Origin of the sequence: Paraburkholderia azotifigens, from assembly GCF_007995085.1 — a bacterium.
Classification (GTDB): domain Bacteria; phylum Pseudomonadota; class Gammaproteobacteria; order Burkholderiales; family Burkholderiaceae; genus Paraburkholderia; species Paraburkholderia azotifigens.
This window is the reverse complement of the sequence record NZ_VOQS01000001.1, coordinates 1,387,553-1,413,820: the sequence shown is the minus strand read 5'-3', so window position 1 is coordinate 1,413,820 and position 26,268 is coordinate 1,387,553. Positions and strand designations below refer to the sequence as shown.

Sequence of the window (26,268 nt, the reverse complement as noted above, 5' to 3'; positions counted from 1 at the left end):
GGCACGTCGAAGCGCACACCGGATCCAGCGCGAACAGGTCTGCGCCGCTTCGCGGAACGAGCGGCGCAGGCGGAACGAGACGTACAAACGGCACAAACGGCACAAACGGCACAAACGGCACAAACGGCACAAACGGCACAAACGGCACAAACGGCACAAACGGCACAAACGGCACAAGGCATTCGGCCAGTGTCTGAAGTCCGTGCCGAACGCCAAAAACAAATTCAGCACCCTCCGCACTAAAATGTCCGCTTTCCAGCCATCTTCGCGCGCTCATTGCGGGGCGCGCCGCCAGCCATGCAACATTTCGCGTCGGATAACTACGCCGGCATCTGCCCGGAGGCGCTCGATGCGCTGATCGCCGCCAACAACAGCGGCCACGAACCGGCCTACGGCGACGACTCGTGGACGCAGCAGGTCTGCGACCGCCTGCGCAATCTGTTCCAGACCGACTGCGAAGTGTTCTTCGTTTTCAACGGCACGGCGGCCAACTCGCTGGCGCTGGCGTCGCTGTGCCAGTCGTATCACTCGGTGATCTGCCACGAACTCGCCCATATCGAAACGGACGAATGCGGCGGCCCTGAGTTCTTCTCGAACGGCTCGAAGTTGCTGACGGCGCCGGGCATCGGCGGCAAGCTTACGCCCGATGCCATCGAAGCCGTCGTCACGCGCCGCGCCGACATCCACTATCCGAAGCCCAAGGTCGTCACGCTCACGCAATCGACGGAAGTGGGCACCGTCTACAGCGGCGAGGAAATCCGCGCGATCGCGGCCATCGCGAAGCGGCGTCATCTGAAAGTGCACATGGACGGCGCGCGCTTTGCGAACGCGGTCGCCGCGCTCGACGTGCATCCGTCGGAGATCACGTGGCGCGCGGGCGTCGACGTGCTGTGCTTCGGCGGCACGAAGAACGGTTTGCCCGTCGGCGAAGCGGTGGTGTTCTTCGACCGCGCGCTTGCCGACGATTTCGCGTATCGCCTGAAGCAGGCGGGTCAGCTCGCGTCGAAAATGCGCTTCATTTCCGCGCCTTGGCTCGGCTTGCTCGACAACGACGTCTGGCTGCGCAACGCGCGTCACGCCAATGCGATGGCGAAGCTGATGGAGTCGCGTCTCGCGGAGATTCCCGGCGTCAGCATCATGTTTCCGAGCGAGTCGAATGCCGTGTTCGCACAATTGCCGCTGCAGGTTGCGAAGGCGATGCGCACGCGGGGCTGGAAGTTCTACGAGTTCATCGGCGCGGGCGGCTGCCGGCTGATGTGCGCGTGGGACACGCAGCCCGAAACGGTCGAGCGGTTCGTCGACGAGGTGCGCGCGCTGTGCGCCGATTGAGCGCTGGTTGAACAGCCGTCACTGCCAATCGACTCGACGCTCATGACCGAACATCGTTTCTGCCCGCGCTGCGCGACGCCCCTCGTCGAGCGCGCCGATCCCGCGCACGAAGGCGGCCGCCTTCGTCAAAGCTGTCCCGACGAAGCCTGCGGCTACGTACACTGGAACAACCCGTTGCCCGTCGTCGCGGCGATCGTCGAGTACGACGGCAAGATTCTGCTCGCACGCAATGCCGCGTGGCCCGAAGGCATGTTCGCGCTGATCACCGGCTTCCTCGAAAACGGCGAGACGCCGGAACAGGGCATCGCGCGTGAAGTGCGAGAAGAAACATCGCTCGTCGCGGATTCCGTCGAGCTGGTCGGCGTGTACGAATTCATTCGCAAGAACGAACTGATCATCGCGTATCACGTGCGTGCGAGTGGCGAGGTCGCGCTGTCGCCGGAGTTGCTCGAATACCGGCTGATCGAGCCGGCGAAGCTGCGTCCGTGGCCCGTGGCAACGGGACTTGCGCTCGCCGACTGGATGCGGCGGCGCGGCCTGGAGTTCGAATTCGTCGAGCGGCCCGGCCAGTAACGCAGTGTTGAGAAGCGGCGCGCGAAGGCGTGCGCCGTTCGCCGTAGCAGTCTCAGTTGTCCCCGACCAATAACGAAGGAGACGCATCGACATGGCCTACATCTACTATCTGACGCACATTCATCTCGGCTACGACGCGCTTGCGCAGTTGCCGGCCGAATGCGAGCGCGCGGGCATCCGGCGGCCGCTCGTGGTGACGGACAAGGGCGTGATGGCGGCGGGCGTCGCGCAACAGGCGATCGATGCGCTGAAGATTCCCAACGCGCCCATCTTCGACGACACGCCGTCGAACCCGACGGAAGCGATGGTGACGGCTGCCGTGCAGCGCTACCGCGAAGAAGGCTGCGACGGGCTCGTGGCGATCGGCGGCGGGTCGTCGATCGATCTCGCCAAAGGCGTCGCGATCATGGCCACGCATCCGGGCGCGCTGACGGACTACGCGACCATCGAAGGCGGCAGCGGCAAGATCACCGGCAACGCCGCGCCGCTGATCGCGATTCCGACCACGGCGGGCACAGGCAGTGAAGTGGCGCGCGGCGCGATCGTGATTCTGAACGACGGCCGCAAGCTCGGTTTCCATTCGTGGCATCTGCTGCCGAAAGCGGCCATCTGCGATCCCGCTCTCACGCTCGGCCTGCCGCCGATGTTGACGGCCGCGACCGGCATGGACGCGATCGCGCATTGCATCGAAACGTTTCTCGCGCCGACTTTCAATCCGCCCGCCGACGGCATCGCGCTCGACGGCCTCGAACGCGCGTGGGCGAACATCGAACGGGCGACCCACGACGGCCAGCACCGCGACGCGCGCCTGAACATGATGAGCGCATCGATGCAAGGCGCGATGGCGTTCCAGAAAGGGCTCGGCTGCGTGCATTCGCTGTCGCATCCGCTCGGGGGCGTGCCCGTCAACGGGCGCACGTCGCTGCATCACGGCACGCTGAACGCCGTCGTGCTGCCCGCGGTGCTGCGTTTCAACGAGAGCGCGGAAACGGTCGTCGCGAACCGGCGCTATGCACGCATGCGCCGCGTGATGAACTTGCCGGACAATACGGATCTCGCGCAGGCGCTGCACGACATGACGGCACGTCTTGGCCTGCCGACGGGCCTCAGGCAGATGGGCGTCGACGAAAGCGCATTCGACAAGGTGATCAGGGGCGCGCTCGCGGATCATTGCCACAAGACGAATCCGCGCGAAGCGACGGCCGACGATTATCGGCGGATGCTGACGGAGTCGATGTAGGCGCAACACCGACCCTTCAATCAGGCGAACACGACATGAACAAACCCGCTCTCGCGCCGCGCATGGCTTACCCGCACTTTCTCGCTATCGGCACGCGCTGGATGGACAACGACATCTATGGGCACGTGAACAACGTCGTCTACTACAGCTATTTCGATACTGTCGTGAACGAGTACCTGATCCGCACGGGCGCGCTCGACATCGAACACAGCACGACGATCGGCCTCGTCGTCGAAACGCAGTGCAACTACTTCGCGCCCATCGTGTTTCCGGACCGTATCGATGCGGGCCTGCGCGTCGTGCGGCTCGGCACATCGAGCGTGCGGTATGAAGTGGGCCTTTTCCGGGAGGGCGACGATCAGCCGGCCGCGCAAGGGCATTTCGTGCATGTCTACGTGGATCGCGAGACGCGCCGGCCGGTCGCGCTGCCCGACGCGCTGCGCGCGGCGCTGGTGCCGCTCGTCGTGCACGCCGCGCAGGACTGACGCGTGCAGCCGTTCGTGATCGACGCGCTGAACGGCGTGAGCTACGGCTTGCTGCTGTTCATGCTGTCGGCGGGATTGACGCTGATTTTCAGCATGCTCGGCGTGCTGAACTTCGCACATGCGAGCTTCTACATGCTCGGCGCGTATGTCGGCTTTTCCGTGGCGGCGCGCGCAGGGTTCTGGTGGGCACTCGTCATTGCGCCGCCCGTCGTCGGGCTGATGGGCGCGGTGCTCGAACGGTGGCTGCTGCGCCGCGTGCGGCCGCACGGGCATCTGGCGGAACTGTTGCTGACGTTCGGCGCGGCTTATCTGATCGGCGAAGGCGTCAAGCTCGCGTGGGGCCTGCAGGCGCTGAGCGTGAGTGTGCCCGCGACGCTCGACGGCCCGTTGTTCGATGTGTACGGTCTGGCATTTCCGCGTTACCGCGCGTTCATGATGGCCGTTGCGCTGGCGATGCTGGCCGTGTTGTTCGCGGTGCTGCGCGTGTCGAAAGCGGGGCTGATCGTGCGCGCGGCGCTCACGCATCCGCAGGCCGTCGCGGCGCTCGGCCACGACGTGCCGCGCGTGTTCACGGGCGTGTTCGCGGCGGGCACGGCGCTCGCCGCGCTGGCGGGCGTGATCGGCGCGCCGCTTTTCGTCGTCGAACCGGCGATGGCGGAGTCGGTGGGATCGATCGTGTTCGTCGTGGTCGTGATCGGCGGGCTGGGGTCGCTGGGCGGCGCCCTCGTGGCTTCGCTCGTGATCGGCTGTCTGCAGACCTTCGCGGTGTCGACGGACATTGCGCTCGGCGAGTTGCTCGGCGAGTTGCCCGGCGAGTTGTCCGGAAACCTGGACCATGCGCTCCCCGCTGCGTGGAGCGCACTGACGCTCGCGCAACTCGCGCCGCTCGTGCCGTATGTGCTGCTCGTCGCGATGCTCGCGGTGCGCTCGCGCGGCTTCTTCGGACAACGCGACGACGATGCGTGACGACATCGACGTACACGACGCGCGGCCCGTTGCGCGGCGCATGCAACACTTGCGAGCCGCGTTGCCGTGGATCGCGCTTGCGTTACTGCTCGCCGTGCCGCCGTGCATCTCGAAGCAAAGCTGGCTCGTCGCATGGCTCGCGCAGACGGCCTCCATGATCGTGTTCGCGCTGTCGTACAACCTGCTGCTCGGCGGCGCGGGGCTGCTGTCGTTCGGCCATGCGGCTTCGTCGGGCATCGGCGCGCTGATCGCGGCGCAGGTGTTCAATCGCTTCGGGCTTCCGTTACCGCTGCTGCCACTGATGGGCGGCATCGGCGGCGCGCTGTTCGGCGCGTTGTACGGCCTCGTCGCGACGCGCCGCGCGGGCACGGCATTCGCGATGATCACGCTCGGCATCGGCGAACTCGTCGCGGCGGCGGCGTGGACGTTGCCGGACTGGTTCGGCGGCGAGGCGGGCGTCGCGATCGACCGTACGGCGGGACTCGCCTTGCCCGGCGTCACGTTCGGCCCCGCGCGCGAAGCGTATGCGCTGATCGCGCTATGGTGCGCGCTTGCCGTGCTCGCGATTTACGCGCTGTCGCGCACGCCGTTCATGCGGCTCGCCCATGCCGTGCGCGACAACCCGGTGCGCGCGGCCGCGATCGGCTGCTATCCGCGCCGCGTGCGTTATGAAGTCGTCGTGTGGTCGTCGTTTTTTGCGGGCATCGCGGGCACGCTGGGGCTGATCAATGTCGAACTGGTGTCGACGGAAAGTGTCGGCATGCTGCGCTCGGGGTCGGTGCTGATCGCGACGGTGATCGGTGGAAGCGGGGCATTTTTCGGGCCGGTCGCGGGTGCCGTCGTGCTGACGTTTTTCAGCGTCGTTGTGGCCAGCGCGACGCGCGCGTGGCTGCTGTATCTCGGGCTCTTCTTCGTGGTCGTCGTCGTGGCGGCGCCCGATGGCATCGCGGGATGGCTGCGGCGTCAGGCGCAGCGTCTTGCGCGCGATGGCTGGCGTGCCTGTCTGCCGTGGTTCGTGTATCGCGCGGCGAGCGCAAGCGCCTGGACGCTTGCCGTCGTGCTCGGTGTGCAATGGGCCTATGCGCAGCGTTTCGGCACGGAAGAACGCGCACGTTTCCTTGCGGCGACGAATCCTGTCTGGCTCGCGGCAGCCGTGCTGTCGCTGGCCTTCATCGGCTGGCTGGCGTTGCACCTGGGTGCGCGTCGCGATCGCGCGCTTTCCGCCGGCGCCGACGCAGGAGTACGCTCATGATCCCCGCTATCGCCGTGCGGCGCCTGGACAAGCGCTTCGGCGCGACGCGCGTGCTGCGCGGCATCGATCTGCTCGTCGAGCCGCACGAGCGTCACGCGCTGATCGGTCCGAACGGCGCCGGCAAGTCGACGCTCTTCAATCTGATCGCGGGCGCGGCGCGGCCGAGCGCGGGGCGCATCGAACTGTATGGCGCCGACATCACGCGGCTCGCGCCCGCCGCGATCTGCCGTCGCGGGCTCGCGCGCAGTTTTCAGACGACACGCTGCTTCGCGAAACTCAGTGTGTTCGACAACCTGCGCTGTGCCGCGCAGATCGCGAACCGCGACCGCATGCGCTGGTGGCAGCGCTACACCACGACACGCGCAGCCGACGAGGCTGCCGAAGCCGTACTGGAATCGGTTGCGCTGGGCGAGCGGCGCGATGCGATGGCGGGCACGCTGAGTTACGCGGAGCAACGCGCGCTCGATCTCGGCCTTGCGCTCGCGAGCGGCGCGCACACGCTGCTGCTCGACGAACCGACGGCGGGCATGAACCGCGCCGAGGCCGCGCGTGCCGTCGAACTGATCCGCAGCGCGACGGCGGGCCGCACGCTGCTGATGGTCGAGCACGACATGGACGTCGTGTTCCGTCTCGCGGACCGGATCAGCGTGCTCGTGCAAGGCGAGGTGATCGCGACGGGCACGCCTGAAGCGATTCGCGCCGATCCCGCCGTGCTCACCGCGTATCTTGGCGACGGCGTGGGCGAGATCGGCGATGCGGCACATGGAGCGGCTCGATGAAACCGTTACTGGAGATTCAGGATCTCCGCGCGTGGTACGGCGCGAGCCAGGCGCTGCATGGCGTGAGCCTGCGGATCGAGCCAGGCGAGGCCGTCGCGCTCGTGGGCCGCAACGGCTCGGGCCGCTCGACGCTGGCGAAGGCGATCATGGGCATGGTGCGCGCACAGGGCGCGATCGGCTTCGGGGGCACGTCGCTTATGGGCCTGCGCACGTTCGAGATTGCCCGTCTCGGCGTCGGCTATGTGCCCGAACAGCGCGACGTGTTTCCGACGCTGACGGTGCGCGAAAACCTGCTGCTCGGCATCCCGCCGCGCAGCGGTCGACGCGCCGCGCGCTTCACGCTCGACGATGCGCACACGCTGTTCCCCGTGCTGCGCGAACGCGCGCGCACGAAGGCGGGCGCGTTGTCGGGCGGCGAACAGCAGATGTTGTCGGTGGCGCGCGCGCTGCTCGGCGATCCCGATCTCGTCGTGATCGACGAACCGACGGAAGGGCTCGCGGGCCAGGTCGTCGCGCAGCTCGCCGCGGCGCTGAAGCTGTTGCGCGAGCGCGGCGTCGCGATGCTGCTGATCGAGCAAAAGCTCGCGATCGCGGATCGGCTGGCGAACCGGGTCGCCGTGATGGGACATGGCGAGATCGTGTTCGACGGTTCGATGGAATCGTTCCGCAGCCGGGCGGATGTGACACAGGAATGGCTCGGTGTGGGCTGAGTTCAGGCTGCGTGACGTCGGTTCGCTGTTTGATCAAATCTTTTGTTATCGCCCGAAGCACCGTGCGATAAGCCTCTTCGACAGCTGTTTTCATCGAATCAAACGCGCGCGCGTTTGGTGAGCGTCCTACAGAAATCTTGTCGGCAGCGTGCGGACAAACCATGACAATCATCAAAGGCGCATGGCCGGTCCGGACGCGTTATCGAACGAGCCGGCGAGAGGAGGAGACATGATCGACGAGCTACGCGCGCTTCGCGGCGCGTCGTTGCGCAGAAGCGGCTCCCTGCGGCGCGATGTCGTGCGCTGCGTGGCGATTGCGACGATGCTGTACGCGTCAGCGATCATGTCGGCGTGCGCCGATGCGAACTCCGCTGCACCGCAAGCACCGGGCGCATTGCCTTCAATCGAAGCGGCGAAGCAGAAGCAGCTTTACGCACAACATGTCATCGCGAATCGGGAGCCGTCGGCGAGCGGCATGAGCGGGAAACGCGTGCAAGAAACCTATCAGCCTGGACGGGCTTGAACGGCGCGCAGCACAACTGGAACAGGAGAACGCAAAACAGTTCGAGATCGTCCGGAAGCGTGCCAGGGAACTGACGACTCTGAGCGCTATCGCAAGCACGCTGGCGCGCGAGGACATCCCCGCAGAAGACCGCGAGCTGCTCGTATATGGTCTTGAACAGCTATCGCATCGCTTTGCGATGGACGCGACGATGGAACTGGATGAGCTTCAATTCGTCCGCGACTCGGCGCGTGACGAACAGGACGTTGAAACGGCATCGATGCCGCTCGACTTCGCGGGCCTTGCGACCCGTCATTAGTCAGGTCAGGGCTGGTCCCGCGCTCAAGCCGTGACAGTGGCGTCTATGCCAGGACGCCACTCCAGCATGTCACGAGGTTTCCCCTACCTGCGAAGACCGGCACAACCATCATGCACAGGCGGGCTTGCCCCGCCTGTCGGATCACGCCCAAATCAGAACTGCGCGGTCGCCTGCACGCCGACCGTTACGCGCGCGGTCGGAAAGCCCGAAGGCTTGTAGACCGGCGTTCCCGCGAACAGGTCGTAGGCGAAGCCCGCATATTTCGACGGAACGCTGCCACGAATGCCGATTACCGCGCCCGCGAGTTGAGTCCCGGCGAGCGCGGCCGTATTCGGGCCGTACACGCGCCCGTAGTCGATTCCTGCGTATAGCGACTGCCCCGTCTGTCCAATCGGCCATTGCAGTTCGTTGCGCCAGTAGAACCCGCGTTCGGCCGCGAGCATCGTTTCGCCGTCGAAGCCGCGCACGGTGTACCGGCTGCCGATGGTCAGGTCGTCGATATAGAAAAGCGTGTCGTTCGTGAACTGGCCGTGGAACGTCGTGACGTACCGGAACGGCTGATTCGCGATGGCGAACGGAACCGACAGATTCGCGTCGAGCACGGCCATATGGAAGCGGTACGTTGGGCCGTCGACATATGGATCGGGCGTCGCGCCTAGACCGCCGACGCCCTGACGGTAGGCGAGCGTACCGTCGAACTGCGCCGCGCCGAAGTAATGCCGGTCGGTCGCGCCGAGTTCGAGAAACGTGTTGTTGCGTGCCTGTGTCGGTATCGTCGTGTCGTCGATAAAGCTGTCGCCGAATCGCTTCGATAGCTGCACATAGCCGCCGAGTACGTCGTTCTGGCCGCGCGACAGCACCCGCGCGATGCGCAGCGCCGCCGTCTGTGAATTGCCGCTCGATACGAGCGTCTGATTCACGCCCGCGATGTTCTGGTAGTAAGTGTTCGTGTTGCCTGACAGGGTCGCCGTCCAGTAGCCGAACGGAATGGAGTACGAACCATTGAACCCGTGCGAACCGAGCGCCTTGTTGCCGAACGACAAATCCTGATTCGCGCCGACCGTGAATACGTCGTTCAGGCCAAGCGGGTTATCGATGCCAAGGCTGGCGTTGCCTTGCCATTTTCCCGTCGACGACGTGCCCGAGTTATCGACCGACGCGACAAACGTCCAGGGCTTCGCACGCCTGACCGACACGACGACATCGCTTTCGCCTGGGATGTCGGTCGGTTCGATCTTCATGTCCACGTCCTGACTCGCGACGCGTTTCATTTGCTCCAGACCTTGCTCCAGATCGCGCATGTTCAGCAGGTCGCCGCCGCTGACCGGAAACGCGTTCTTCCATGTTCCCCACATGGAAGAATCGGCCCGACGAACCTGTCGCACGAGACCCGGCACCAGCGCGAACGACAGCGTGCCCGCCGTCAAATCCTGCTGCGGTACGAGTACGCGCGTGGTCACGTAGCCGCGACTCAGCACGGCCTGCTGCAAACCCTTCGTGAGCGTGTCGATGCCTTGCTTACCGACGCATTGCCCCCTGTAGTGGTCGAGCCATTCGCGTGCGAAGGCGAACGGGTCGAGCGGCAAGGCTGACGCGCCTTGTCTGCGCGACGCGGCTGGCAGTGTAGCGGGCACGTCGAGCTTGAACGCGTCGATGCGAAAGCACGGCGATTCGACCGGCAGCACCGGGAAGCCTTCGACCTTCGGAGCCGTTGAACGCACGGCGGGCGCGTTCAACTGTTGGGCGCGCTGCTGTGCGTCGCGCTGCTGCTGTAGTTGCTGGTTCTGCTCGGCGTTCGCGCGTGCGGCTGCCGCCGTGTCTGCGGGCGTTTGCTGTGCGTTGGACGCGAGCGATACCAGGGCTGTGAGCGGCAGAGCCGCCAGCCTCTTGTTTAACTTCATGATGAATTGGTCCCTGATTCTGCCTGTGGGCGGCGAGCGGCCTGTGGCCGCTTCACCTGTTCTTATTGGTCGCTCTCGTCGTTGCTTTTCTCGTAGCAATCTTTTTTCTGCGAGGTGTTCCGCTCTCTATTTCGTCGAAAGCATTCCCCCATACTCCCCATAATCAGCATAAGAGCAGCTCCGGGAACCAGACTCGCATAATCTCGGGTTGGTGCGGTCAGCACCCCGAATACCACATTGACGAGAAAAACGAGTCCAATCCAAGGTTTCGCGACGAACCGCAATAAGACATGCGGCGCCGGTGGCCTGGAAATGAGACAAGCAATGATCGTAAAAGTGAGCGCCAGTCCGGACAAGAACTCGGCCTTTTGACGGTCTAGAAAGTACAGGACCAAGAAGTAAGAACCATATGCCAACAATAGTTCGATGGCATATGCGCAAGCAATTCGAAATGCCGATTTCATTTCGACCTATCCCGTTTTTCAAGAATTGAACTGATATTGGCCCTTGTAGTGGTCGACCCATTCGCGCGCGAAGGCGAACGGATCGAGCAGCAGCGCGGATGCGCCTTTCGCGTGCGCGGCGGCCGACAGCGTATCGGGCACATCGAGCGCGAACCGGTCGATACGAAAGCACGGCGTTTCGGTCGGCAGCACGGGAAGGGCTTCGATCTTCGTGACAGTCGAGCGGACGATCGGCGCAGACACTGCGGCTTCGCGCTGCTGCGCGTCGCGCCGCTGCTGCTGCTGGTTCTGTTCGGTTTCGATACCGCCGAGGCTTTGCCCGTGCACGTTGGGCGCGAGCGCGACCAAAGCCGTTAGCGGCAGCACCGCCAGGCTCTTTCTGATTTTCATGCGAGAAATGGTTTTGAACTAGATTGCGAAAGGACTGCCGTAGCGGCCAATCAATGTTGACATGTCAAAGCTCGGACTTCGGGTCACGTGTAATCAGTCGAGAAACTATTTCATCGTCGGAGTCCACCGACATGACAGGGTCCATATAGCCCTCAATGTCGTCGTTCAACCACTGTTCACCGCTTCGCTTGACGTGAAATCGGGCAACGACGGTGAGTTCATCTGCCGAAATGATTGCGGTTAGCTGGAACGTTGGATTGGACGCCTTCCAAACACGAAAAACTTCGTCCACTAGCAAAATTCCCTGAGCAAGTGGCTCGTCACTCTCGTAGTCTTCTACATGTAGTGAATTTACAAAGCACTCGTAGCCCGTGCAGTCCAGGAAGTTGGCGCGTTTTGCGTTGGTGAGTTTCCGCGCGAGCGAATCGAACAGATAACATTCCTCCTTTTCCACAAACCCGGCATTTGCGATGGACTTCAGCGATGGGATCAAAGGCTTGTCGAACTTCAATGCGCCGATGATCTCTTTCATTTCCGCATTCGCCTTCATCACTTTCCTCCCAAGTACTTGTTGAGTCCCTTCTGGATTGCCGCATTAAAGCTTGGATCGTTCAGCAGTTTGTTCACGGAGTTCGGTGCGTCTTATGTCGGTCGGTTCGATCTTCATGTCCACGTCCTGACTCGCGACGCGTTTCATTTGCTCCAGACCTTGCTCCAGATCGCGCATGTTCAGCAGGTCGCCGCCACTGACCGGAAACGCGTTCTTCCATGTTCCCCACATGGAAGGATCGGCCCGACGAACCTGTCGCACGAGACCCGGCACCAGCGCGAACGACAGCGTGCCCGCCGTCAAATCCTGCTGCGGTACGAGTACGCGCGTGGTCACGTAGCCGCGACTCAGCACGGCCTGCTGCAATGCCTTGCTCATTATGTCGATGCCTTGCTTGCCGACGCATTGCCCTGTGTAGTGGTCGAGCCATTCGCGAGCGAATGCGAACGGATCGAGCGGCAGCGCGGATGCGCCTTTCGCGTGCGCGGCGGCCGACAGCGTATCGGGCACATCGAGCGCGAACCGGTCGATACGAAAGCACGGCGTTTCGGTCGGCAAGGCGGGAAAGGCTTCAACCTTCAGCAAGGTCGAGCGCACAGCCGGCGCCTGTATTGCGGCTTCGCGCTGCTGCGCGTCGCGCCGCTGCTGCTGGTTCTGTTCGGTTTCGATTCCGCCGAGGCTTTGCCCCTGGACGTTGGGCGCGAGCGCGACCAAAGCCGATAGCGGCAGCGCCGCCAGGCTCTTTCTGATTTTCATTGTGAGAAGTTTGTCTAGAGCGTGTTAGGCACTTGCTGCCAAACCTGGTAACCTGGCGGAATGAGCAAACGCCGCCCCTACCCAACGGATGTATCGGATGAAGAATGGCACTTCGCCGCGCCGTATTTGACCTTGATGAACAAAGACGCACCGCAGCGTCGATACGAACTGCGCGAAATGTTCAACGCGCTTCGCTGGATCGTGCGCGCGGGTGCACCCTGGCGCCTGTTGCCCAATGACTTCCCGCCGTGGGAGATGGTCTATCAGCAAACGCAACGCTGGATTCAGGCGGGTTGTTTCGAGGCCATGGTCAGCGATTTGCGTTCGATCATACGAGTCGCACAGGGGCGCCAGGGGCAGCCCAGCGCGGTGATTCTCGATGGGCGCACGCTGCAGTCGACGTGCGAGAGCGGGCCGCGAGCCGGTTATGACGGATACAAGCGCAAACAAGGCAGCAAGGTCCATATGGCCGTCGATACTCTGGGGCAGTTGCTTGCTGTGCATGTAACACCAGCCAATGAACAGGAGCGTGCACAGGTCGGCGAGCTTGCGCGTCAGGTCCAGCAGGCCACCGGCCAGACAGTGAAAGTCGCGTTTGCCGATCAGGGATATACCGGCGAGGAACCTGCGCAGGCCGCGCTTGACGAGGGAATTGAGCTTCAAGTGATCAAACTGGCGGAAGCGAAAAAGGGCTTTGTCCTGTTGCCGCGCCGCTGGGTTGTAGAGCGCAGCTTCGGCTGGTTGAATCGCTTTCGTCGACTCGCGCGCGATTACGAGCGCTTGCCAGAAACACTTGCCGGGCTTCACTTCGTCATCTTTGCCGTTCTGATGCTCGTCCATTTCGGAAACCTCACCAAAAGTGCCTAACACGCTCTAGAGCTAGATTTCGGCTACTCAGGTTGCCGCGATAAGGTCACTTGCCGGCAGTCGCCTCAGTAGTTCACTAGAATCTGAACTGACTTCCTCGTCGCCATGTTTGATTGTTACGCGACCGTCCTTCAGTACCACAGATGCTGAAGGTGGCAACGCCAGGAACGGAATCACTTCAGGGCGCTTGCTTGCAATCTCGAACAACGAGACCAAGCGGCCCCCTTCAGACTCGTTTGAGTCAGCGGCGAACAGCCAACCCGAGTCGGTTCCCGTTGATGGCTCCCGCGACATCAGCAAATCCCGCGAAGTTTCGAAATTTGGGGAAACTACAGCGGACTGGACTAGTGAGGGGAACGAGGGTTCAACGCCCAACTGTTCGGCTACGCTTTTCTGAACGATTAGCTGCCTGTACGTCCTGCTCGCGCCACGTTCCCAAACTATCGGAATCGCACCAAAACGCGGCTCCCAAACTTCCAGTTCACCGGCATCAGTCGCTTTGAGCATGAGCATCAACCAACCCATTTGAACTGTTTCACCAGCCCGAAAGACCTTGCCTTTGCGTACTTCGTCCTCGAAGTAGGAAAGTATTGTATGCGCCCCTAATGACGGGCCGGACAGTAACGACACAACGATATTGGGATGTGCCGCGATTCCCTGAATATTCGTTTTCACGTCTTTCATTAGCTATGCTGTCAAGAAAGTAACGAACACAACTTTCCAACGAGCTCCTTCGCATCTTGCTTATAGCGTTCATTCCAAGAGTCGAGCCAGGTGTCAGGTCTTCCCTCTGACTCCCACTCGTCGAGCGCCAGCGCATTCACGATCTCGAGCTCAAACCAGCAAGCTTGATACGCCGCCATGCTCTCTTCGTTCGCGAAAGGACTTACATCACCCTGATGATGCTCAGATTCCTTCACGAAGCGTGCATACTTGAAATGATCGTCCACCGCTGTTTCGGCAAGAGCAAGAATTTTTGCTGTTTTCATATCACTTCCCATATTTGACGGTCACCACCTTGCCCGAACCACTTGTTACTACGGAGACGTTGTTCGTCGAATCATAGTAGACGGTTGTCCCGCCACGACTTGGAGTAGGCACACCGTTGTCAATTGCATTCTGGATCACGGATGGAGTCAATCCACGATCCTGCATTCGATCTAACGCATGTCCAGAATAATCAGTTCCATCAACATTCGCGGCTGTGTTCCGACTTGGTTGATATGACGGACTCTTTGGTTGGTTAAACTGGTTCGCTTTACTGCCCGTTGGAAGCGAAGCGTCTGAATTGTTGCTCGTTGTCACCTGAGCGTCATCGCCGTTGCTGTTAAGCGTTGCATTGCTCGGGACATACCCCGATACACCAGGGCGCGCCGAGCTGGTTGCCCCTTCGGCGAGAACGGCGCCCGGACTAGCAGCGGGCGGGACGCCGCCGCCCATGCCAATGATAGCGCTCAAGCCGTTCGCAATGCCTTGCATCGCAAGGGAGAACAGTGACGATGTTTTCTTCCCAGGGTCGCCCGTCAAAGCGCGTTCATCATCGACTGACTGGTTATACAGGTGGACATTCGACGCCACTGCCGAACCCGCTGTACCACCAACCGCAGCGCCGCCTACACCCGCCGCGATATTGGCGGCGAGGTTGCCAATCAGGTCCGACCCCGTCGCCGATGCGACACCCTTGGAGATATCGTTCAGCGTGCCGGCCATCTTCGACGCCAGGCCCGCGCCAGCCGCGCCGCCAATCGTGCTGAATGCACTCCCGCCGCCAAGTCCTCCAATCAGCGCGCCGCCGGCGGCGTGCAGTTCGGCCCGCGAATCACCGCCTTCCTTCCAGTTGTTGTAGTCAGCCGCCGCCGCGGCCATGCCTGCGCTGTCGCCGCGGTCAGAAGCGGCTTTGTAGGCTGCCGCCGCGTCGTCGCGCTTCATGTCCGCATACGCGCCGATGCCTTGCGAGACCGTTTGACCGGCAGCCTGTGCCGCCTGCATCGTGTCGGCCTGCTGGTTCAGGATGTTGTTCACGTCCGGCGTTTTCGCAACCGTGCCATTCGTGTTCGTCGTGTCGCGCGACAGGCTCGCGATGTCCTGCGTCTGGCTGGCACCGTTCGACACGTTGATCGTTCCCGCGCTGATCGCGCTGCGCGTCGTGGCGCTCGAATCACCACTGTCGTTTTGCGAAATCATCGGCGTGACGCCACCCGAGCCGCCAACCGAGCCAGGACCAACCGCCTTGCCCGTGTTGCCGCCAAAGCCCGCGCCCGCACTGATGCCATTGCTGTTCGCGCTGTAGTGCGACTGGTTCTGGATGTCGCTGAACGTTAGCGTGCCGGTCTTCAGGCTGTTCTTCGACTCGTCGGCCGCGCTCGATATCACGCCGCCAGTCAAGCCCGTGTTGCCCCTGACGTTGACGTTGAATCCGCCATCGCCCGCATTGATGCCGGCCTGTTCGTTCACGCCCGCATAGTGCGAATCGGCATGGCCGTTCTGTGCGCTGAAACTGGCGCTACCGCCACCCTGGCTGATAGTGAATCCGCCGCCCACGCTGCTCTGGTGCGCGGCGCTGTTCGTCACGTCCTGAACGCTCGTGATGTTCAGGTTGCCGCCCACGTCGGCCGCGATCTGTTTGCCGTTGATCTGCGAGCCGATGATGTTCGTGTCGCCGCCCGAGATCACAGTGACGCTGTTCGCGCCGTTCACATGCGACGCGTTCTGTATCGACGCGTCGCTGTTGGCATCGCCATGCGCATTCGCCATCGCAGCCGAGACGCCAAACCCGCCACCCAGGGTGTACTGCACGCCAATGCTCGCGCTGCTCGAACTGTTCGAACTACGCGTCGAATCGGTGTCCGTCGTGTTGATGACGTTCACCTGATTCTTTGCCGCCAGAATGACGTCGTTCGCGTTCACGTTCGACCCGGCGATAGTCACATCACCGTTCGTCGCCACGAATCCGGCCGTGCCGCCTGCCTGCACGCTGGAACCGCGGTGCGTCGTCTGGTCTTCGGACGACTGGCTTTCGCTCTTGCTCGATCCGATGCTGACCTTGATGCCGATATCCGGCTTGCCGCCCGCTGTCACGCCCGCCGATGTCAGGCCGGTCAAGGCGACATCGCCCGCCGCAGCAATTGTGTGCAGCGCGGCCGCACGGTCGTTGCCGGTGCTGGTCGAATTCTTCGCCGCCTGACTTTCGGAATACGCGTTGTTGATCGCATCGCCGACCGAACCCGCAAGACCAATCGTGAGGCCGCTGCTACTTGTCTTCTGCGTCTGCGCCTGATGCGAGGTATCGGTTGCCGCGTCGATGATGACGTTCGCCGCCGTACCGGCGAGGTTCTTGCCCGCGACGAGGTCGCTACCCGTGACGTGCAGGGTGTTGCCCGCGTTGATCGACAGGTCGCCGTTCAGCGATCCGACCGTACTCGCGTTGTTCGTGACGCTCGACGCTTCATTCGTCGTCGCGAGTTTGTTGGTGCCGACAGTCACGGTCAGGCCGCTCGTGCCAAGGCCCGTGCGCTTCTCCTGATAGCTGCTGGACGACTGCATGGTGTCCTGCGTCGTCGTGATGTTCACGTCATGCGCGGCACTCAGCGCGACATCGTTCGTGCCGACAATCGTGCTGCCTTTTACGTTGATGTCGTTGCCGCTGGCGATGGTCACGGCGTCGGCCGAAACCATGCTGCCCTGTGAGAGCGTGGCCGTGGTGTTGCTCGAACTGGAGACTTCCTTGCCGCTCACGACGTTGCTGTGCTTGTGCTGCTCCTGTGAATTGTCGACGTGCGTTTCCGTCGCCGCGCCGATGTTGACATTGCCCGTCGCCGCAAGCGTCGCCGCTCCCTTGTCGAGACTGATCGCGCTGCCGGTGACGTTGATATCCTTGCCCGATGCCACGGTCAGCGAATTGCCTGCGTTGAGCGCTGTTGCCGTGAGCGTATCGTCCGAGCGGTGCAACGACTCCGAGTAGCTGCCGTGGCTGTCGCTGCCGGAACTGTTGCTATCAACCGTTGAGGTGGCTTTAGCAGCCTGCAACGTCACGTTGCCATTCGCTGCAAGCGTGCCGCCGCCCGCGAGATTGAGATTCGCGCCCGTCGCCGTCAGGTCGCCACCGACACCAATAGCCGACACGCCGCCAACCTTGATCGAGCTGCCGGTCGTCTGGTTGAGGTCGGTATTTGACACACCGTTCGCGCGCGCGACAACCTTGTGTTCGCCGGTCTGCACCGAGCCGATATCATAGTTGCCGCCGACCAACATGCCGAGACTTCCGCCTACGTTCAGGTTCGCCGCGTTCTGCTCGACGTTCCCGCCTGTGACGATGACCGCATTACCCGCGACATTCAGGTTCGCGATGGGGCCAAGCGTAGATGTGGTTCGTGTGGCGCCCGTCGCGCTGACCTGCTCGACGGCCTTGACCGCTGTGTTCAGCAGCAGGGCGCCGCCTGCATTCAGTGCGAGACTGCCCGCATTCACGGTAGCCGAAGTCAGGTCGACGCTTCCTTTGGTCGTCAGCGACATGAGGCCGCCGCTTTGCAGCGCGCCGAACGCGTTGTCGATCTGGTTGCCCTGGATCGACAACGCGTTGCTCGCCTGCACGGTGCCACTGTTCGTGAAGGTCTGCGCGTTCTTCAGGTCGATGTCGGTCGCCGCAATCAGCGGGCCGTTCATGTTCTGCTGGCTGGCCTTCGCGAGATAGACGACGGGCACAAGTACCTGCTGCCCGTTGACGGTCTCGGTCTGCATGATGATGACGTTGCTCGTGAGGGCCGCCACCTGTTCAGGCGACAGGCTCATGCCAAGCGGCAGGTCGAGCGACTTCGACAGCGACGCGCCCGCCGCAAGCAGCGACTCGTACATCCCTTGAAGGTCTGTGTAAGGGCCGAGTACCGCCTTGCCGGTCAGTGACGTAATCTGGTTGCGAACCAGTTGTTGTTCGTAAAACCCGTCGCCCAGGCGCTTCTCGGTCGTCTGCGGATTCAGGCCAAGCTGTTGCAGGTAGTAGTCGCTCGAAATGAACGTCTTCTGGTTCGTGAACGCCGGATTCGTTTCGATGAGATAGTTCACGCCCGGTGCGGTGACGGGGCGGAACAGTCCACCCTGGGGAATCGAGAGGTTTTGCAGTACGTTCTGCGCCGTGGCGTTGGCGATCACCGGATTGACCATGCCGCCGCCGCCATTGACCGACGCCGCGCCCGATTTGCCGCCGCTCGCGTTTCCGCTGATGCCGTTGATATTCACGCCCGACATAGCCTGACCGGGCGCGAGATTGAGCGATGGAACCCCCGCGTTGCCCGCCGTGTTGTCGATGCTGATGCCGTTGCCCGAGAGCGTACCGCCCGCGACGAAACTCGACTCATACGACGGCAGCGCGTAGTTGCGGATGTCGGCGGGCGCGGCCTGCGTGTATCCGCCCGGATGGGAGCCGGAGAACGGCGCATCGCCAAACGGCAAGGTCCAGTTGGGAATGCTGCCGTCGTAGTTGCGGTAGTGGTAGTAGCCGGAGTATGTGACCTGTACGCCCGGTGCCGACTGGCCCTGCCAACTATTCTGGTCGAGCGATTGGGGCGCGGCGATGTTGCCGACCGCCGCGACCGCGCTCCAGTAATTCTGGAACAGACCGACCGAAGAGGCATCCATGTTGCCTCCGGCGATGATCTGTCCTTGGGGGCTGATGCCCGCGATCAGGTTCGCGACCGCGACGCCCGTATAAGTCGTGTACTGCCAGCCACTGTTCCACTGACCGCCGTGCGGCGGATCGACCGGCATTCCACCTATGAGGCTCGCATCGCCGTTAATCCAGCCGACAAAAGGATGACCGGCAGTGCAAGCGGCGGCAACCGTAGAGATACAGCCCGACAGGCTGATGCCGAGGCTGTCGAGCAGCGCAGGGTCCACCGGCTGGTTCAGACCGGTGGTCGTCATCGTCGTGCGCGTGTTCGTCACCTGACCGGCGTGCAATTCCATGTCGCCGGCCGATTCGATCAGGCCCGACTGGTTGCGGATAAGACTCGCGTTCGTATAGTTCCCGTTCGCGTCCTTGCCGCCTGCAAGCACCACCTTGCCAAGACCGTAAATCGCCGTAGTCGCCTGCGTATCGGTCGCCGTGGTGTCGTCACGGTTCTCGATGTCGTTTGACAGCAGTTCGAGCGTGCCGTTGCTGTCGGTCGCACCAATGAGCGCGGTCGGCCCCGTGTTCGACAGGCTCTGCGTCGCGTTCAGCGAAACGCTGCTGCCGACCATCGTTCCCGTGTTTTCCAGCGTGTTCGAATGCGTCGCGAGCGTGCCGCCCGCCATCATGACGCCGCTGTTCTGCACATCGCCCGCGTTGACGTTCAGGTTGTTCGCCGCCTCGACCAGTGCGCCATTGCTGAACGTACCCGGCAGGGTAAAGGACAGGTCGTGACCGGCGTTGAACTGGACATCTGGTGTGGGTGCGAAATCGCCCTGAACGGTCACAGCGACATCGTTGGCTGCGCTGTAGCTACCGCCGCCCGTGAGCGTCGCGGCATTCACGGCGAGGTTATGCGTCGAGCCAATCTGGCCGCTCGCGTTCGTGACCGCGCCGGTCGTCGTGATCGAGACATCGCCATTCGAGGCGCCGAAGTTGCCGATCTTGCCGCCGCTGTTGTCGACGGTATCGCCTTGCACCGTGACGCCCGCGCCGCTCACCTGGCCGTTCTGCGTGTTCACAAGTGCCGACGTATCAACGGTAACGCTGCCGTTGCCGGTTATCACGCCGCCGTTGTTGACGGTCTGGCTGCCGCCTCGCACAGTCATATCGCCCGTGCCGAGGTTGCCGACGAGACCGTTCGTGTTATTGATCGAAGCGGCCTGCACATTGAGCGTGCTCGTGTCGCCCGTCGCGCCCGTGCCGGACTGGATTTGTCCGTTCGTGTTCGTCAGCGTGCCGCCGCTCGCGAGCGAGAGCGACGAGAGCGAGCGGACCGAGCCTTGCGAGTTGTTCAGGTCGCCCGCGATGTTCGCGGCGATCTTGCCTTGTGCTGCAAGCACGCCGTTAGCGTTGTTCAGGCTGCCGGCGCGCGCGGCAATCTGGCCCGCCGCGATGATCTTGCCGCCGACGTTCGAGAAGCTGCCCGCGCCATTGCCGGGGGCAAGCGTCAGCGTGCCTGTACCGGCGTCGATGATTGAGCCGCCGTCGTTATTGAGTGCGCCAGGCGCAAGCGTCAGATCAGTGCTGTTGGTCTGGAATGTGCCGCCGTTCGAATTGTCGAACGTGCCGCTCACATCGAAGCCAGTTGCTGACTCGCCATACTGCGTAATCGTGCCGCCGTGGTTCAGCAGGTCGGTCGCGTTCAGTGAAAGCTGGTTCGCCTCGATGTCGCCGCCGCTGTTGTCCAGCGTCGTGCCGGTCGTTAGCGTGAGGTCGGGCGCGACAATCGAGCCGCCGCTATTCGTCAGCGAGCCCGTGCTGATCGTTTCCTTCGTGCCTGCACCGATCTGGCCGCCGTTGTTGGTCAGCGTGCCGCTCGCGATGGCGGTATCCGTGTTCGACAGCAGTTTGCCGTTCGTGTTATCGAGTGCGCCGCCGACCGTTGCCGCAAGGCCGTTCTGTCCAATGATCGACCCCGACGTGTTATTCAGCCCGCCGCCCTGGATCGAAGCCTGGCCGTTCGTGGCAATCCTGCCGCCGACGTTTGAGATTGCGCCAGCGCCGTTGCCTGCATTGATCGACAGCTTGCCGGTCCCGGCGTGCGTAATCGTGCCGCCGTCGTTGTCGAGCGTGGCCGGCGCGAGCGTCAGGTCCGTACTGTTGGTTTGCAGGGTGCCGCCTGCGGAATTGTCGAGCGTGCCGGTCACGTCGAGCGTCGTCGCGCCGGTTCCGGTCTGCGTGATCGTGCCGCCGTGATTCACGAGGTTCGCGGCGTGCAGCGTGAACTGGCTGGCGCTCGCCGTGCCGCCGCTGTTGTTGAACGTCGCAGCCGACAGCGCAAGCGCACGGGCCGCGCCGAACTGGCCGGCGTTCGCGAGGGTCGTGCCAGCCGAAAGCGTCATGTCCGCATTGGTCGCGAACGTGCCGCTGTTGAACAGGGTCTGCACGGCGCGCGCAATCAGCGACTGCACCGCCGTAATCGAACCCGCGTTCGCAATCTGCGCACCTTGCAACGTGACCACGCCATTGCCGCCAATGGAGCCGCCCGCACCGTTGTTGAGCAGGCCGGTGGCCGTGATGGAAACACCGTCTGCATTCAGCGAGGCGATGATGCCGCCCGAGTTTTCGAGCGAGCCACTCGACGAGGCGAGCGCGCCCGCGGCCTGCATCGTGCCGCCCTGGTTGTTCGTCGTGCCCGTGACGTTTTCCGTCAGCGTGCTACCCGAAACAATTTGCCCGCTGTGATTCGAGAGTGCGCCGGCCGTGATGGTCTGCGCGCCGCCCGACGACATCGCGCCGTTGTCGTTCGTCAACGTGCCCGCCGCGCGTGTGTCTAGCGTGCCGCCCGCGGTCGTGGTCGCGCCCGACAGGTTCAGATCGCCGCTGTTCGCCGCCAGTGCGAGCGCACCGTTCGCGGAGTTGGTCGCGCCCGCGAGATTGACCGCCGCGCCGCTCACGCTTGCATTGCCGCCCACGACATTTCTGCCGGTCGCCGTGACGGTGCCGGATGCGCTCACATTCAGATCGCCCGACTGCGCGAGCGAGCCGTCGCCATTCACGCCCGCCGCAAGTGTGCCGGTCGAACTCACCGAACCGGCGCTTGCCGTCGTGTTCTGCTGCGCGGCAACCATACCGCTATTCGTCAGCGCGCCGGACGTGGTCAGGCTGACATTCTGCTGCGCGTAGGTTGTGCCGCTGTTGTCGATGCCGTCGTTCGCGTTCGCAACGATGTTGCCGCTTGCGTTCGTCTGGCCCGCCAATACCAGCTTGCCCGCCGTAGTCAGCACGAGGTCGCCCGATTGCGCAGCCGTGATGCCCTTGAGTGAAATACCGACGCCTGCTTCCGTGCCGACAAGAACAATGCGATTGGCGTACATACCGCCCAGATTGCTCACGTCAATCGAAACGCCAGGCGCTGCGCCATCGCCTGCAATCGGCGTGGCGTTGAGCGTGTTGTAGTCAACACTGTTCGCGCCCGTCACGACGTTCAGGTTTGTCTTCGCGTAGACAGCCGCATTGGCCTGCACGGCGCGGGACAGCAAATCAACCTGATCGACGCTCGACGCGTTCAGACCGGCGCCGCTAACGGTGATGTTGCCGCCTGTGACATTGAAGCCCGACACCGAGCCGTCCGCCGCGTAATTCGGCGTGCCGGTTGTCAGGGTCGCGCGACTCGTGTTGACGAATGTCCCGCCGTTGACCGAAATGCCTGACGGATTCGCCAGAATCACGTTCGCGCGTTGGCCCGCGACTTCGAGCGCGCCGTTCAGTTGTGATGCTGTTGCGCTGTTGACCTGGTTGACGATGACCTTCGCAGCCTGACCCGGTGCAAAGTTCGGATTGCCGTTAATCATGCCGCCGAGTTGCGACTGCACCATCGTCGGCGAATTATTCAGAATCGCGCCGCGCTGCTGTACGTCGAACTGGTTGTAGGTGTTGACCGACACGCCCGCGCCAGACGGCCGATTGATGTTCACCTGTTCAAGACCGTTCGGCGTCTGGATGACGTTGGGCGCGTGCGCGCCGCCTGCGACGATCTGCGCAAAGGCAAGTGCTGGCGCGATGGCGAGCAGTAGGCCAACCAGGCGGCGCAGCGACGAACAGGTTGCAGACTTCGATGCGCGGTCCGTCGCGCGTGTCTCTCCGGCCGATTTTCCTGACGCCGTCGCGGTTTCCTCGACCGCGACGAGCATGCCGCGCAAACGGCTAAAGACCAGTCGATAGTTCTCTCGATTCATTTTTATTGGTTATGCAAATTAAACGAATCTGCAAACCTATCTGAATGAATCAGAAATTTCTGTCGAGATTTGCAAAGGTGCGCGACAAAGCAACAAATAGGTCTTTTCTGATTGCCTGCGGTCTAAATCCGCAAAACCGGACGGCGAAAAAAAGCCCGCATGCAGCGGGCGAAAATGGCCGACATTGAGGCATGATCGGCCTCGGGGTTCGCGCCGCAAATGCTGGGCGGGGCTTCAATGTAGGCGCGGGTCGCACAAAGTCGCTATAGGACAAGTCTGAATCTGAATCACTCCAGCCGCTTGAGCTTGAGCAGCGCAAACGTCTGACCGTCTCCCTTGCTGTGGAGCTTCGTGCTGTTCGCCTGGCGTCGTCTGCGTCGGTCAGGCGCGCCACAATCGCCGTCAACTTCCGGCTGCAACCGGTCCATCAACTTTCTGAGACTTTCAGCCATCAACGCCTGGGGCGTGACGTTACGTTCGTGCGCGCAACGAACAACGGCTGCCATTAGCGCGCGATCAATCTCGAACTCCGTAATGACTTCCTCGGTCCTCGTTTCCATTTCGTTCCTGCCTTCGAACAAGTAGCTCGTCGATGAACATGCTCACCGAGATCGAAAGCAGGCCGGAACGGGTCAGGCCATGGTGGTCTGCGTACCTGTCCACGCGCGCGAGCAGCTTTCTCTCCAGTGAGATTGCAACCTTCTGGCATTTGCGCGCGGCCTCGTACTCCAGACCGTCTACCAGCTTCGAACGAGGCTCCTTTTGAACCGGCTTCGTTTGCGGCTTCCTCTATTGCGACGCGTGTTGCCTGGTGGTCATATGTGCCTCCGCACTGTAGTTGCGCGCCACTATAGCAACGACAAAAGAAGGGATGATTGACCTTGGTCAGTCGAAAGGTATTGCCGCTATACCGACGTGGTGTCTCAAATGCCATACTGGCCGGTTCAAAAAAAAGCGCTCGTCGCGCTCGTGTCGAACTGTCCCCTTGTCCCCTTCCTGTCAGGTTATTTCCTTGCATATGACGAACAGGCTAGGACACATATTCCGGTCGAATCAACAGCAGAAATAAGGTGAAGGTAGAAACGACAGGACTCGATTGCTGAAAGCCGTGTCGCACAAGCGTAACCCGGGTGTAATGATTCTCCCGGTGTAAACCCTGACGGGCGCTGGAAACCCCAATGCTGACGCGAAAATGGCAGAACTGCCAGATTCGAAGCAGCCATGTGCACGCCATGCAGAAATGCCGCGAAAAGTGTCCTGTCGGTGTCCCGCAAAATAGGCGGATTTCCCTCAGGAAGTGGGGACGTGGCTGAAAGGCTTGCGGGGCAAGGGTTCGACGGAGCAAGGGTTTTTCAGGACAATGCCCCTGTGCGGGGCGGCACTTACTTTCTTTGCGGCGGCAAAGAAAGTAAGCAAAGAAAGCGGGCTAACCCCGCCAATCCTAGTTGTTGCCTGCGGGCCCCCCACGGGTCCCGCACTCCAGACGGCATCGCACTGTCTCACGCCCGTTGCCCGCGTACTAATTCACGCCTCACCCACTTCACAATCCCGCGTCACGAATCGCGTTACCAGGAAGTCCCCGGCCGCCCAGGTGGCAAACGGTGTGTAGGCAGTCGCGCCGTAAGTGCACCACTCCGGACTGAAAAGCGGGATCGGTGTCGTAGGAGCGCGAACGCGTAAGGCGCGACAAGCTACACACCGTTTGCCACCTGGGCGGCGCAGACGGCTCGCTGCCACTGGCTGCGCTACGGGTGACTGGAGTGGGGGATGCGCCTGTTCAAGGCGTTGGCAACGCGCGTGGAAAAGTGCGTTGCCATGTGGAGTGCGGGACCCGTTGAGGGCCCGCAGGCAAACACAAGGATTGGCGGGGTGAGCGGCTTTCTTTTGCCTACTTTTCTTTGCCGCTGCAAAGAAAAGTAGGTGCCGCCCCGCACAGCAATGCTCTCAACTTAAGCCCCATTCCATCAGGCGAACTTGTACGTGAGATGGCAATGGGGCTTGGTTTTTCCGGGTGGTCGAGGATATGAACGCGCGGGCTGTATGCGACATCGGTTCTGATGGATGAGCGCAAGCAGCGTGGCGAGGCCTTCCAGACAGTGGCGCACGCGTAGAAGACACGCACCGAGAATGGGCTTGAGCACGCCGCGTGCGTACACCCGGTTAGGGCGGCTGGCACAGACATTATCGTGTGAGACATCCAGATCACTGAGCAAGGTGCACAGGTTGTCGGCGAGGATTTTTGCGCCCAGATCCTGCTGCAATGCCAGGTAATCCAGCCCCGTCACGGCCTCCAGTCGCAGTCGGTGCTTGAGGCGCTTGAACGCTTCCTCGACCCGCCAGCGCTGATGATAGAGCGCGCCGAAAGACGCCGCCGGATAACGCTGGCCATCGAGCAGTGAGGTCATCAGCACACGCACGCGACCGCTGGGCGTGACGTCCCGTATCAGGCGCACGGTGCTCGGTGTACGGGCCAGTTCATAGTCGCGGGCATCCTGCTCGCAAGGCGCTTGTAGCGTCACGATGCGCTCGGCTTCGCCGCTGCGGGTGAAGTCGGTGACGCACTTCCAGTTATGTGTATCGACGCGCATGCAGAACGCAATCTCGCGCTGCGTCAGCGTGGCCACCATCGCGTTACCGATAAAGCCACGATCAAGTAGCAGCAGATCGGTACACGGCTGGAGCACATCCAGCGCTTCAAACAACATCTGGCGCTCGGCGCCGTCGGCGGAGTGAAGCGCGGCGTGCAACGTCAGTTCGGGGCCCGGCAGGAACAGCGCAAACACGTAGTGATCGGCGCGTAGTTCATGGCCCCGGCGGGTGCTCACGCGCAGACGGCTGCCGTCAGCGGCGACCAGCCTCAGGCCGTTCCAGCGCATCGATTCGATATGGGGTTGAGCCAGAGAAATCAGGTGAGCGCGGGCCAGATCGAACAGATCAGCCGACAACCCTCGACGCGCCTTGCTAAACGCCTGTGCGCTGACCGCGCGGGTCTGGCCGCCGCGCTTATCCAGCGCGCCAAACAGCGCATCGAGTTCGGCCTGCACGCTTGCGCACATGCCCGACATCATCAGCGCAGCCATGCGCGGCAAGGTCAGTGTGCGATTACGGGTAAAGGCGGTAGGAGAACGACGCACGCGATCGGCGAGCGCCGGATCGAACAGGAATTCGGAGAACTCAGCCAGAAGCCTCGAGGAAGCTGGTATTTGAGTTCATATCGTTGATTTATCAGGGAGTTATGCAATCAAGTTTACAGGGGCAATGCCTCGTTTACAAGCGCTTTGACGCTTAAGTTGAGAGCATTGCCCCGCACAGGGGCGACGCATGAAGTACGGATGCGAAATC

17 protein-coding genes and 2 pseudogenes are annotated in these 26,268 nt (G+C 62.4%); 10 read left to right on the top strand and 9 right to left on the bottom strand.

The window, feature by feature from the left end; all coding sequences use genetic code 11:
* The first annotated feature begins 297 nt into the window (after positions 1 to 297).
* From FRZ40_RS06185 to FRZ40_RS06145, 9 genes are all read left to right on the top strand, one after another.
* Positions 298 to 1,329 carry a threonine aldolase family protein gene (locus FRZ40_RS06185; RefSeq protein ID WP_147233649.1) on the top strand — a complete coding sequence of 344 codons (1,032 nt, stop codon included), beginning with the start codon at positions 298 to 300 and terminating at the stop codon, positions 1,327 to 1,329.
* A 42-nt stretch (positions 1,330 to 1,371) separates the two neighbouring features.
* Positions 1,372 to 1,902: an NUDIX domain-containing protein gene (locus FRZ40_RS06180; RefSeq protein WP_028369283.1), complete on the top strand. Its 531-nt coding sequence runs from the start codon at positions 1,372 to 1,374 to the stop codon at positions 1,900 to 1,902.
* 91 nt (positions 1,903 to 1,993) lie between these two features.
* Positions 1,994 to 3,142 carry an iron-containing alcohol dehydrogenase gene (locus tag FRZ40_RS06175; RefSeq protein ID WP_147233648.1) on the top strand — a complete coding sequence of 383 codons (1,149 nt, stop codon included), beginning with the start codon at positions 1,994 to 1,996 and terminating at the stop codon, positions 3,140 to 3,142.
* 35 nt (positions 3,143 to 3,177) lie between these two features.
* Complete coding sequence (locus FRZ40_RS06170) at positions 3,178 to 3,627, top strand: acyl-CoA thioesterase (protein ID WP_147233647.1); 450 nt, start codon at positions 3,178 to 3,180, stop codon at positions 3,625 to 3,627.
* A 3-nt stretch (positions 3,628 to 3,630) separates the two neighbouring features.
* Positions 3,631 to 4,593, top strand: a complete 963-nt coding sequence (locus tag FRZ40_RS06165) for a branched-chain amino acid ABC transporter permease (RefSeq protein ID WP_147233646.1) — start codon at positions 3,631 to 3,633, stop codon at positions 4,591 to 4,593.
* On the top strand, positions 4,586 to 5,845 hold the full coding sequence (locus tag FRZ40_RS06160; protein WP_147233645.1) for a branched-chain amino acid ABC transporter permease: 1,260 nt from the start codon (positions 4,586 to 4,588) through the stop codon (positions 5,843 to 5,845). Before FRZ40_RS06165 ends, FRZ40_RS06160 begins: the two co-directional genes overlap by 8 nt.
* Positions 5,842 to 6,624, top strand: coding sequence for an ABC transporter ATP-binding protein (locus tag FRZ40_RS06155; RefSeq protein WP_147233644.1), 783 nt, complete (start codon positions 5,842 to 5,844; stop codon positions 6,622 to 6,624). Before FRZ40_RS06160 ends, FRZ40_RS06155 begins: the two co-directional genes overlap by 4 nt.
* Entirely contained in the window at positions 6,621 to 7,334 is a 714-nt protein-coding gene (locus tag FRZ40_RS06150; RefSeq protein WP_147233643.1) for an ABC transporter ATP-binding protein, read from the top strand. The genes FRZ40_RS06155 and FRZ40_RS06150 overlap by 4 nt, the downstream gene beginning before the upstream one ends.
* Positions 7,335 to 7,563: 229 nt before the next feature.
* Positions 7,564 to 7,857 (top strand): hypothetical protein, encoded by a 294-nt coding sequence (locus tag FRZ40_RS06145; protein ID WP_147233642.1) that lies wholly within the window; start codon positions 7,564 to 7,566, stop codon positions 7,855 to 7,857.
* A 450-nt stretch (positions 7,858 to 8,307) separates the two neighbouring features.
* On the opposite strand, the gene FRZ40_RS06140 is transcribed toward FRZ40_RS06145, so the two are convergent.
* The 4 genes and pseudogenes from FRZ40_RS06140 to FRZ40_RS06125 form a co-directional block, all read right to left on the bottom strand.
* Positions 8,308 to 10,056 (bottom strand): ShlB/FhaC/HecB family hemolysin secretion/activation protein, encoded by a 1,749-nt coding sequence (locus FRZ40_RS06140; RefSeq protein ID WP_147233641.1) that lies wholly within the window; start codon positions 10,054 to 10,056, stop codon positions 8,308 to 8,310.
* 500 nt (positions 10,057 to 10,556) lie between these two features.
* A pseudogene (locus tag FRZ40_RS06135) lies at positions 10,557 to 10,910 on the bottom strand (ShlB/FhaC/HecB family hemolysin secretion/activation protein); the annotation flags it as partial.
* 64 nt (positions 10,911 to 10,974) lie between these two features.
* Positions 10,975 to 11,442: a hypothetical protein gene (locus FRZ40_RS06130; protein ID WP_231516268.1), complete on the bottom strand. Its 468-nt coding sequence runs from the start codon at positions 11,440 to 11,442 to the stop codon at positions 10,975 to 10,977.
* A gap of 111 nt (positions 11,443 to 11,553) precedes the next feature.
* Positions 11,554 to 12,216: pseudogene (locus tag FRZ40_RS06125) on the bottom strand (POTRA domain-containing protein); the annotation flags it as partial.
* 60 nt (positions 12,217 to 12,276) lie between these two features.
* On the opposite strand from FRZ40_RS06125, the gene FRZ40_RS06120 reads away from it, so the two are divergent.
* Complete coding sequence (locus FRZ40_RS06120) at positions 12,277 to 13,083, top strand: IS5 family transposase (protein ID WP_147233640.1); 807 nt, start codon at positions 12,277 to 12,279, stop codon at positions 13,081 to 13,083.
* Between the two features lie 27 nt (positions 13,084 to 13,110).
* Here FRZ40_RS06120 and FRZ40_RS06115 read toward each other — a convergent pair whose 3' ends face one another.
* The 5 genes from FRZ40_RS06115 to FRZ40_RS06095 all read right to left on the bottom strand — a co-directional run bounded on the left by FRZ40_RS06115 (position 13,111) and on the right by FRZ40_RS06095 (position 26,087).
* Positions 13,111 to 13,767, bottom strand: a complete 657-nt coding sequence (locus FRZ40_RS06115; protein ID WP_147233639.1) for an immunity protein Imm33 domain-containing protein — start codon at positions 13,765 to 13,767, stop codon at positions 13,111 to 13,113.
* A gap of 11 nt (positions 13,768 to 13,778) precedes the next feature.
* A complete protein-coding gene (locus FRZ40_RS06110) occupies positions 13,779 to 14,072 on the bottom strand; it encodes a hypothetical protein (RefSeq protein ID WP_147233638.1) in 294 nt (97 codons plus the stop codon).
* Position 14,073: 1 nt separating this feature from the next.
* Positions 14,074 to 22,926, bottom strand: a complete 8,853-nt coding sequence (locus tag FRZ40_RS06105) for a two-partner secretion domain-containing protein (RefSeq protein ID WP_147233637.1) — start codon at positions 22,924 to 22,926, stop codon at positions 14,074 to 14,076.
* A 287-nt stretch (positions 22,927 to 23,213) separates the two neighbouring features.
* The gene (locus FRZ40_RS06100; protein ID WP_147233636.1) at positions 23,214 to 23,486 is read right to left on the bottom strand and encodes a hypothetical protein; all 273 of its coding nucleotides are present in this window, start codon (positions 23,484 to 23,486) and stop codon (positions 23,214 to 23,216) included.
* A 1,404-nt stretch (positions 23,487 to 24,890) separates the two neighbouring features.
* The gene (locus FRZ40_RS06095) at positions 24,891 to 26,087 is read right to left on the bottom strand and encodes an IS4 family transposase (RefSeq protein ID WP_147233635.1); all 1,197 of its coding nucleotides are present in this window, start codon (positions 26,085 to 26,087) and stop codon (positions 24,891 to 24,893) included.
* Positions 26,088 to 26,268: the final 181 nt, after the last annotated feature.

Excerpts from the sequence above, each read along its gene's own strand:
- FRZ40_RS06185 (WP_147233649.1), top strand. The coding sequence starts at position 298 with ATGCAACATTTCGCGTCGGATAACTACGCCGGCATCTGCCCGGAGGCG.
- FRZ40_RS06180 (WP_028369283.1), top strand. The coding sequence starts at position 1,372 with ATGACCGAACATCGTTTCTGCCCGCGCTGCGCGACGCCCCTCGTCGAG.
- FRZ40_RS06175 (WP_147233648.1), top strand. The coding sequence starts at position 1,994 with ATGGCCTACATCTACTATCTGACGCACATTCATCTCGGCTACGACGCG.
- FRZ40_RS06170 (WP_147233647.1), top strand. The coding sequence starts at position 3,178 with ATGAACAAACCCGCTCTCGCGCCGCGCATGGCTTACCCGCACTTTCTC.
- FRZ40_RS06160 (WP_147233645.1), top strand. The coding sequence starts at position 4,586 with ATGCGTGACGACATCGACGTACACGACGCGCGGCCCGTTGCGCGGCGC.
- FRZ40_RS06155 (WP_147233644.1), top strand. The coding sequence starts at position 5,842 with ATGATCCCCGCTATCGCCGTGCGGCGCCTGGACAAGCGCTTCGGCGCG.
- FRZ40_RS06150 (WP_147233643.1), top strand. The coding sequence starts at position 6,621 with ATGAAACCGTTACTGGAGATTCAGGATCTCCGCGCGTGGTACGGCGCG.
- FRZ40_RS06145 (WP_147233642.1), top strand. The coding sequence starts at position 7,564 with ATGATCGACGAGCTACGCGCGCTTCGCGGCGCGTCGTTGCGCAGAAGC.
- FRZ40_RS06140 (WP_147233641.1), bottom strand. The coding sequence starts at position 10,056 with ATGAAGTTAAACAAGAGGCTGGCGGCTCTGCCGCTCACAGCCCTGGTA.
- FRZ40_RS06130 (WP_231516268.1), bottom strand. The coding sequence starts at position 11,442 with ATGAAAGAGATCATCGGCGCATTGAAGTTCGACAAGCCTTTGATCCCA.
- FRZ40_RS06120 (WP_147233640.1), top strand. The coding sequence starts at position 12,277 with ATGAGCAAACGCCGCCCCTACCCAACGGATGTATCGGATGAAGAATGG.
- FRZ40_RS06115 (WP_147233639.1), bottom strand. The coding sequence starts at position 13,767 with ATGAAAGACGTGAAAACGAATATTCAGGGAATCGCGGCACATCCCAAT.
- FRZ40_RS06110 (WP_147233638.1), bottom strand. The coding sequence starts at position 14,072 with ATGAAAACAGCAAAAATTCTTGCTCTTGCCGAAACAGCGGTGGACGAT.
- FRZ40_RS06105 (WP_147233637.1), bottom strand. The coding sequence starts at position 22,926 with ATGAATCGAGAGAACTATCGACTGGTCTTTAGCCGTTTGCGCGGCATG.
- FRZ40_RS06100 (WP_147233636.1), bottom strand. The coding sequence starts at position 23,486 with ATGGAAACGAGGACCGAGGAAGTCATTACGGAGTTCGAGATTGATCGC.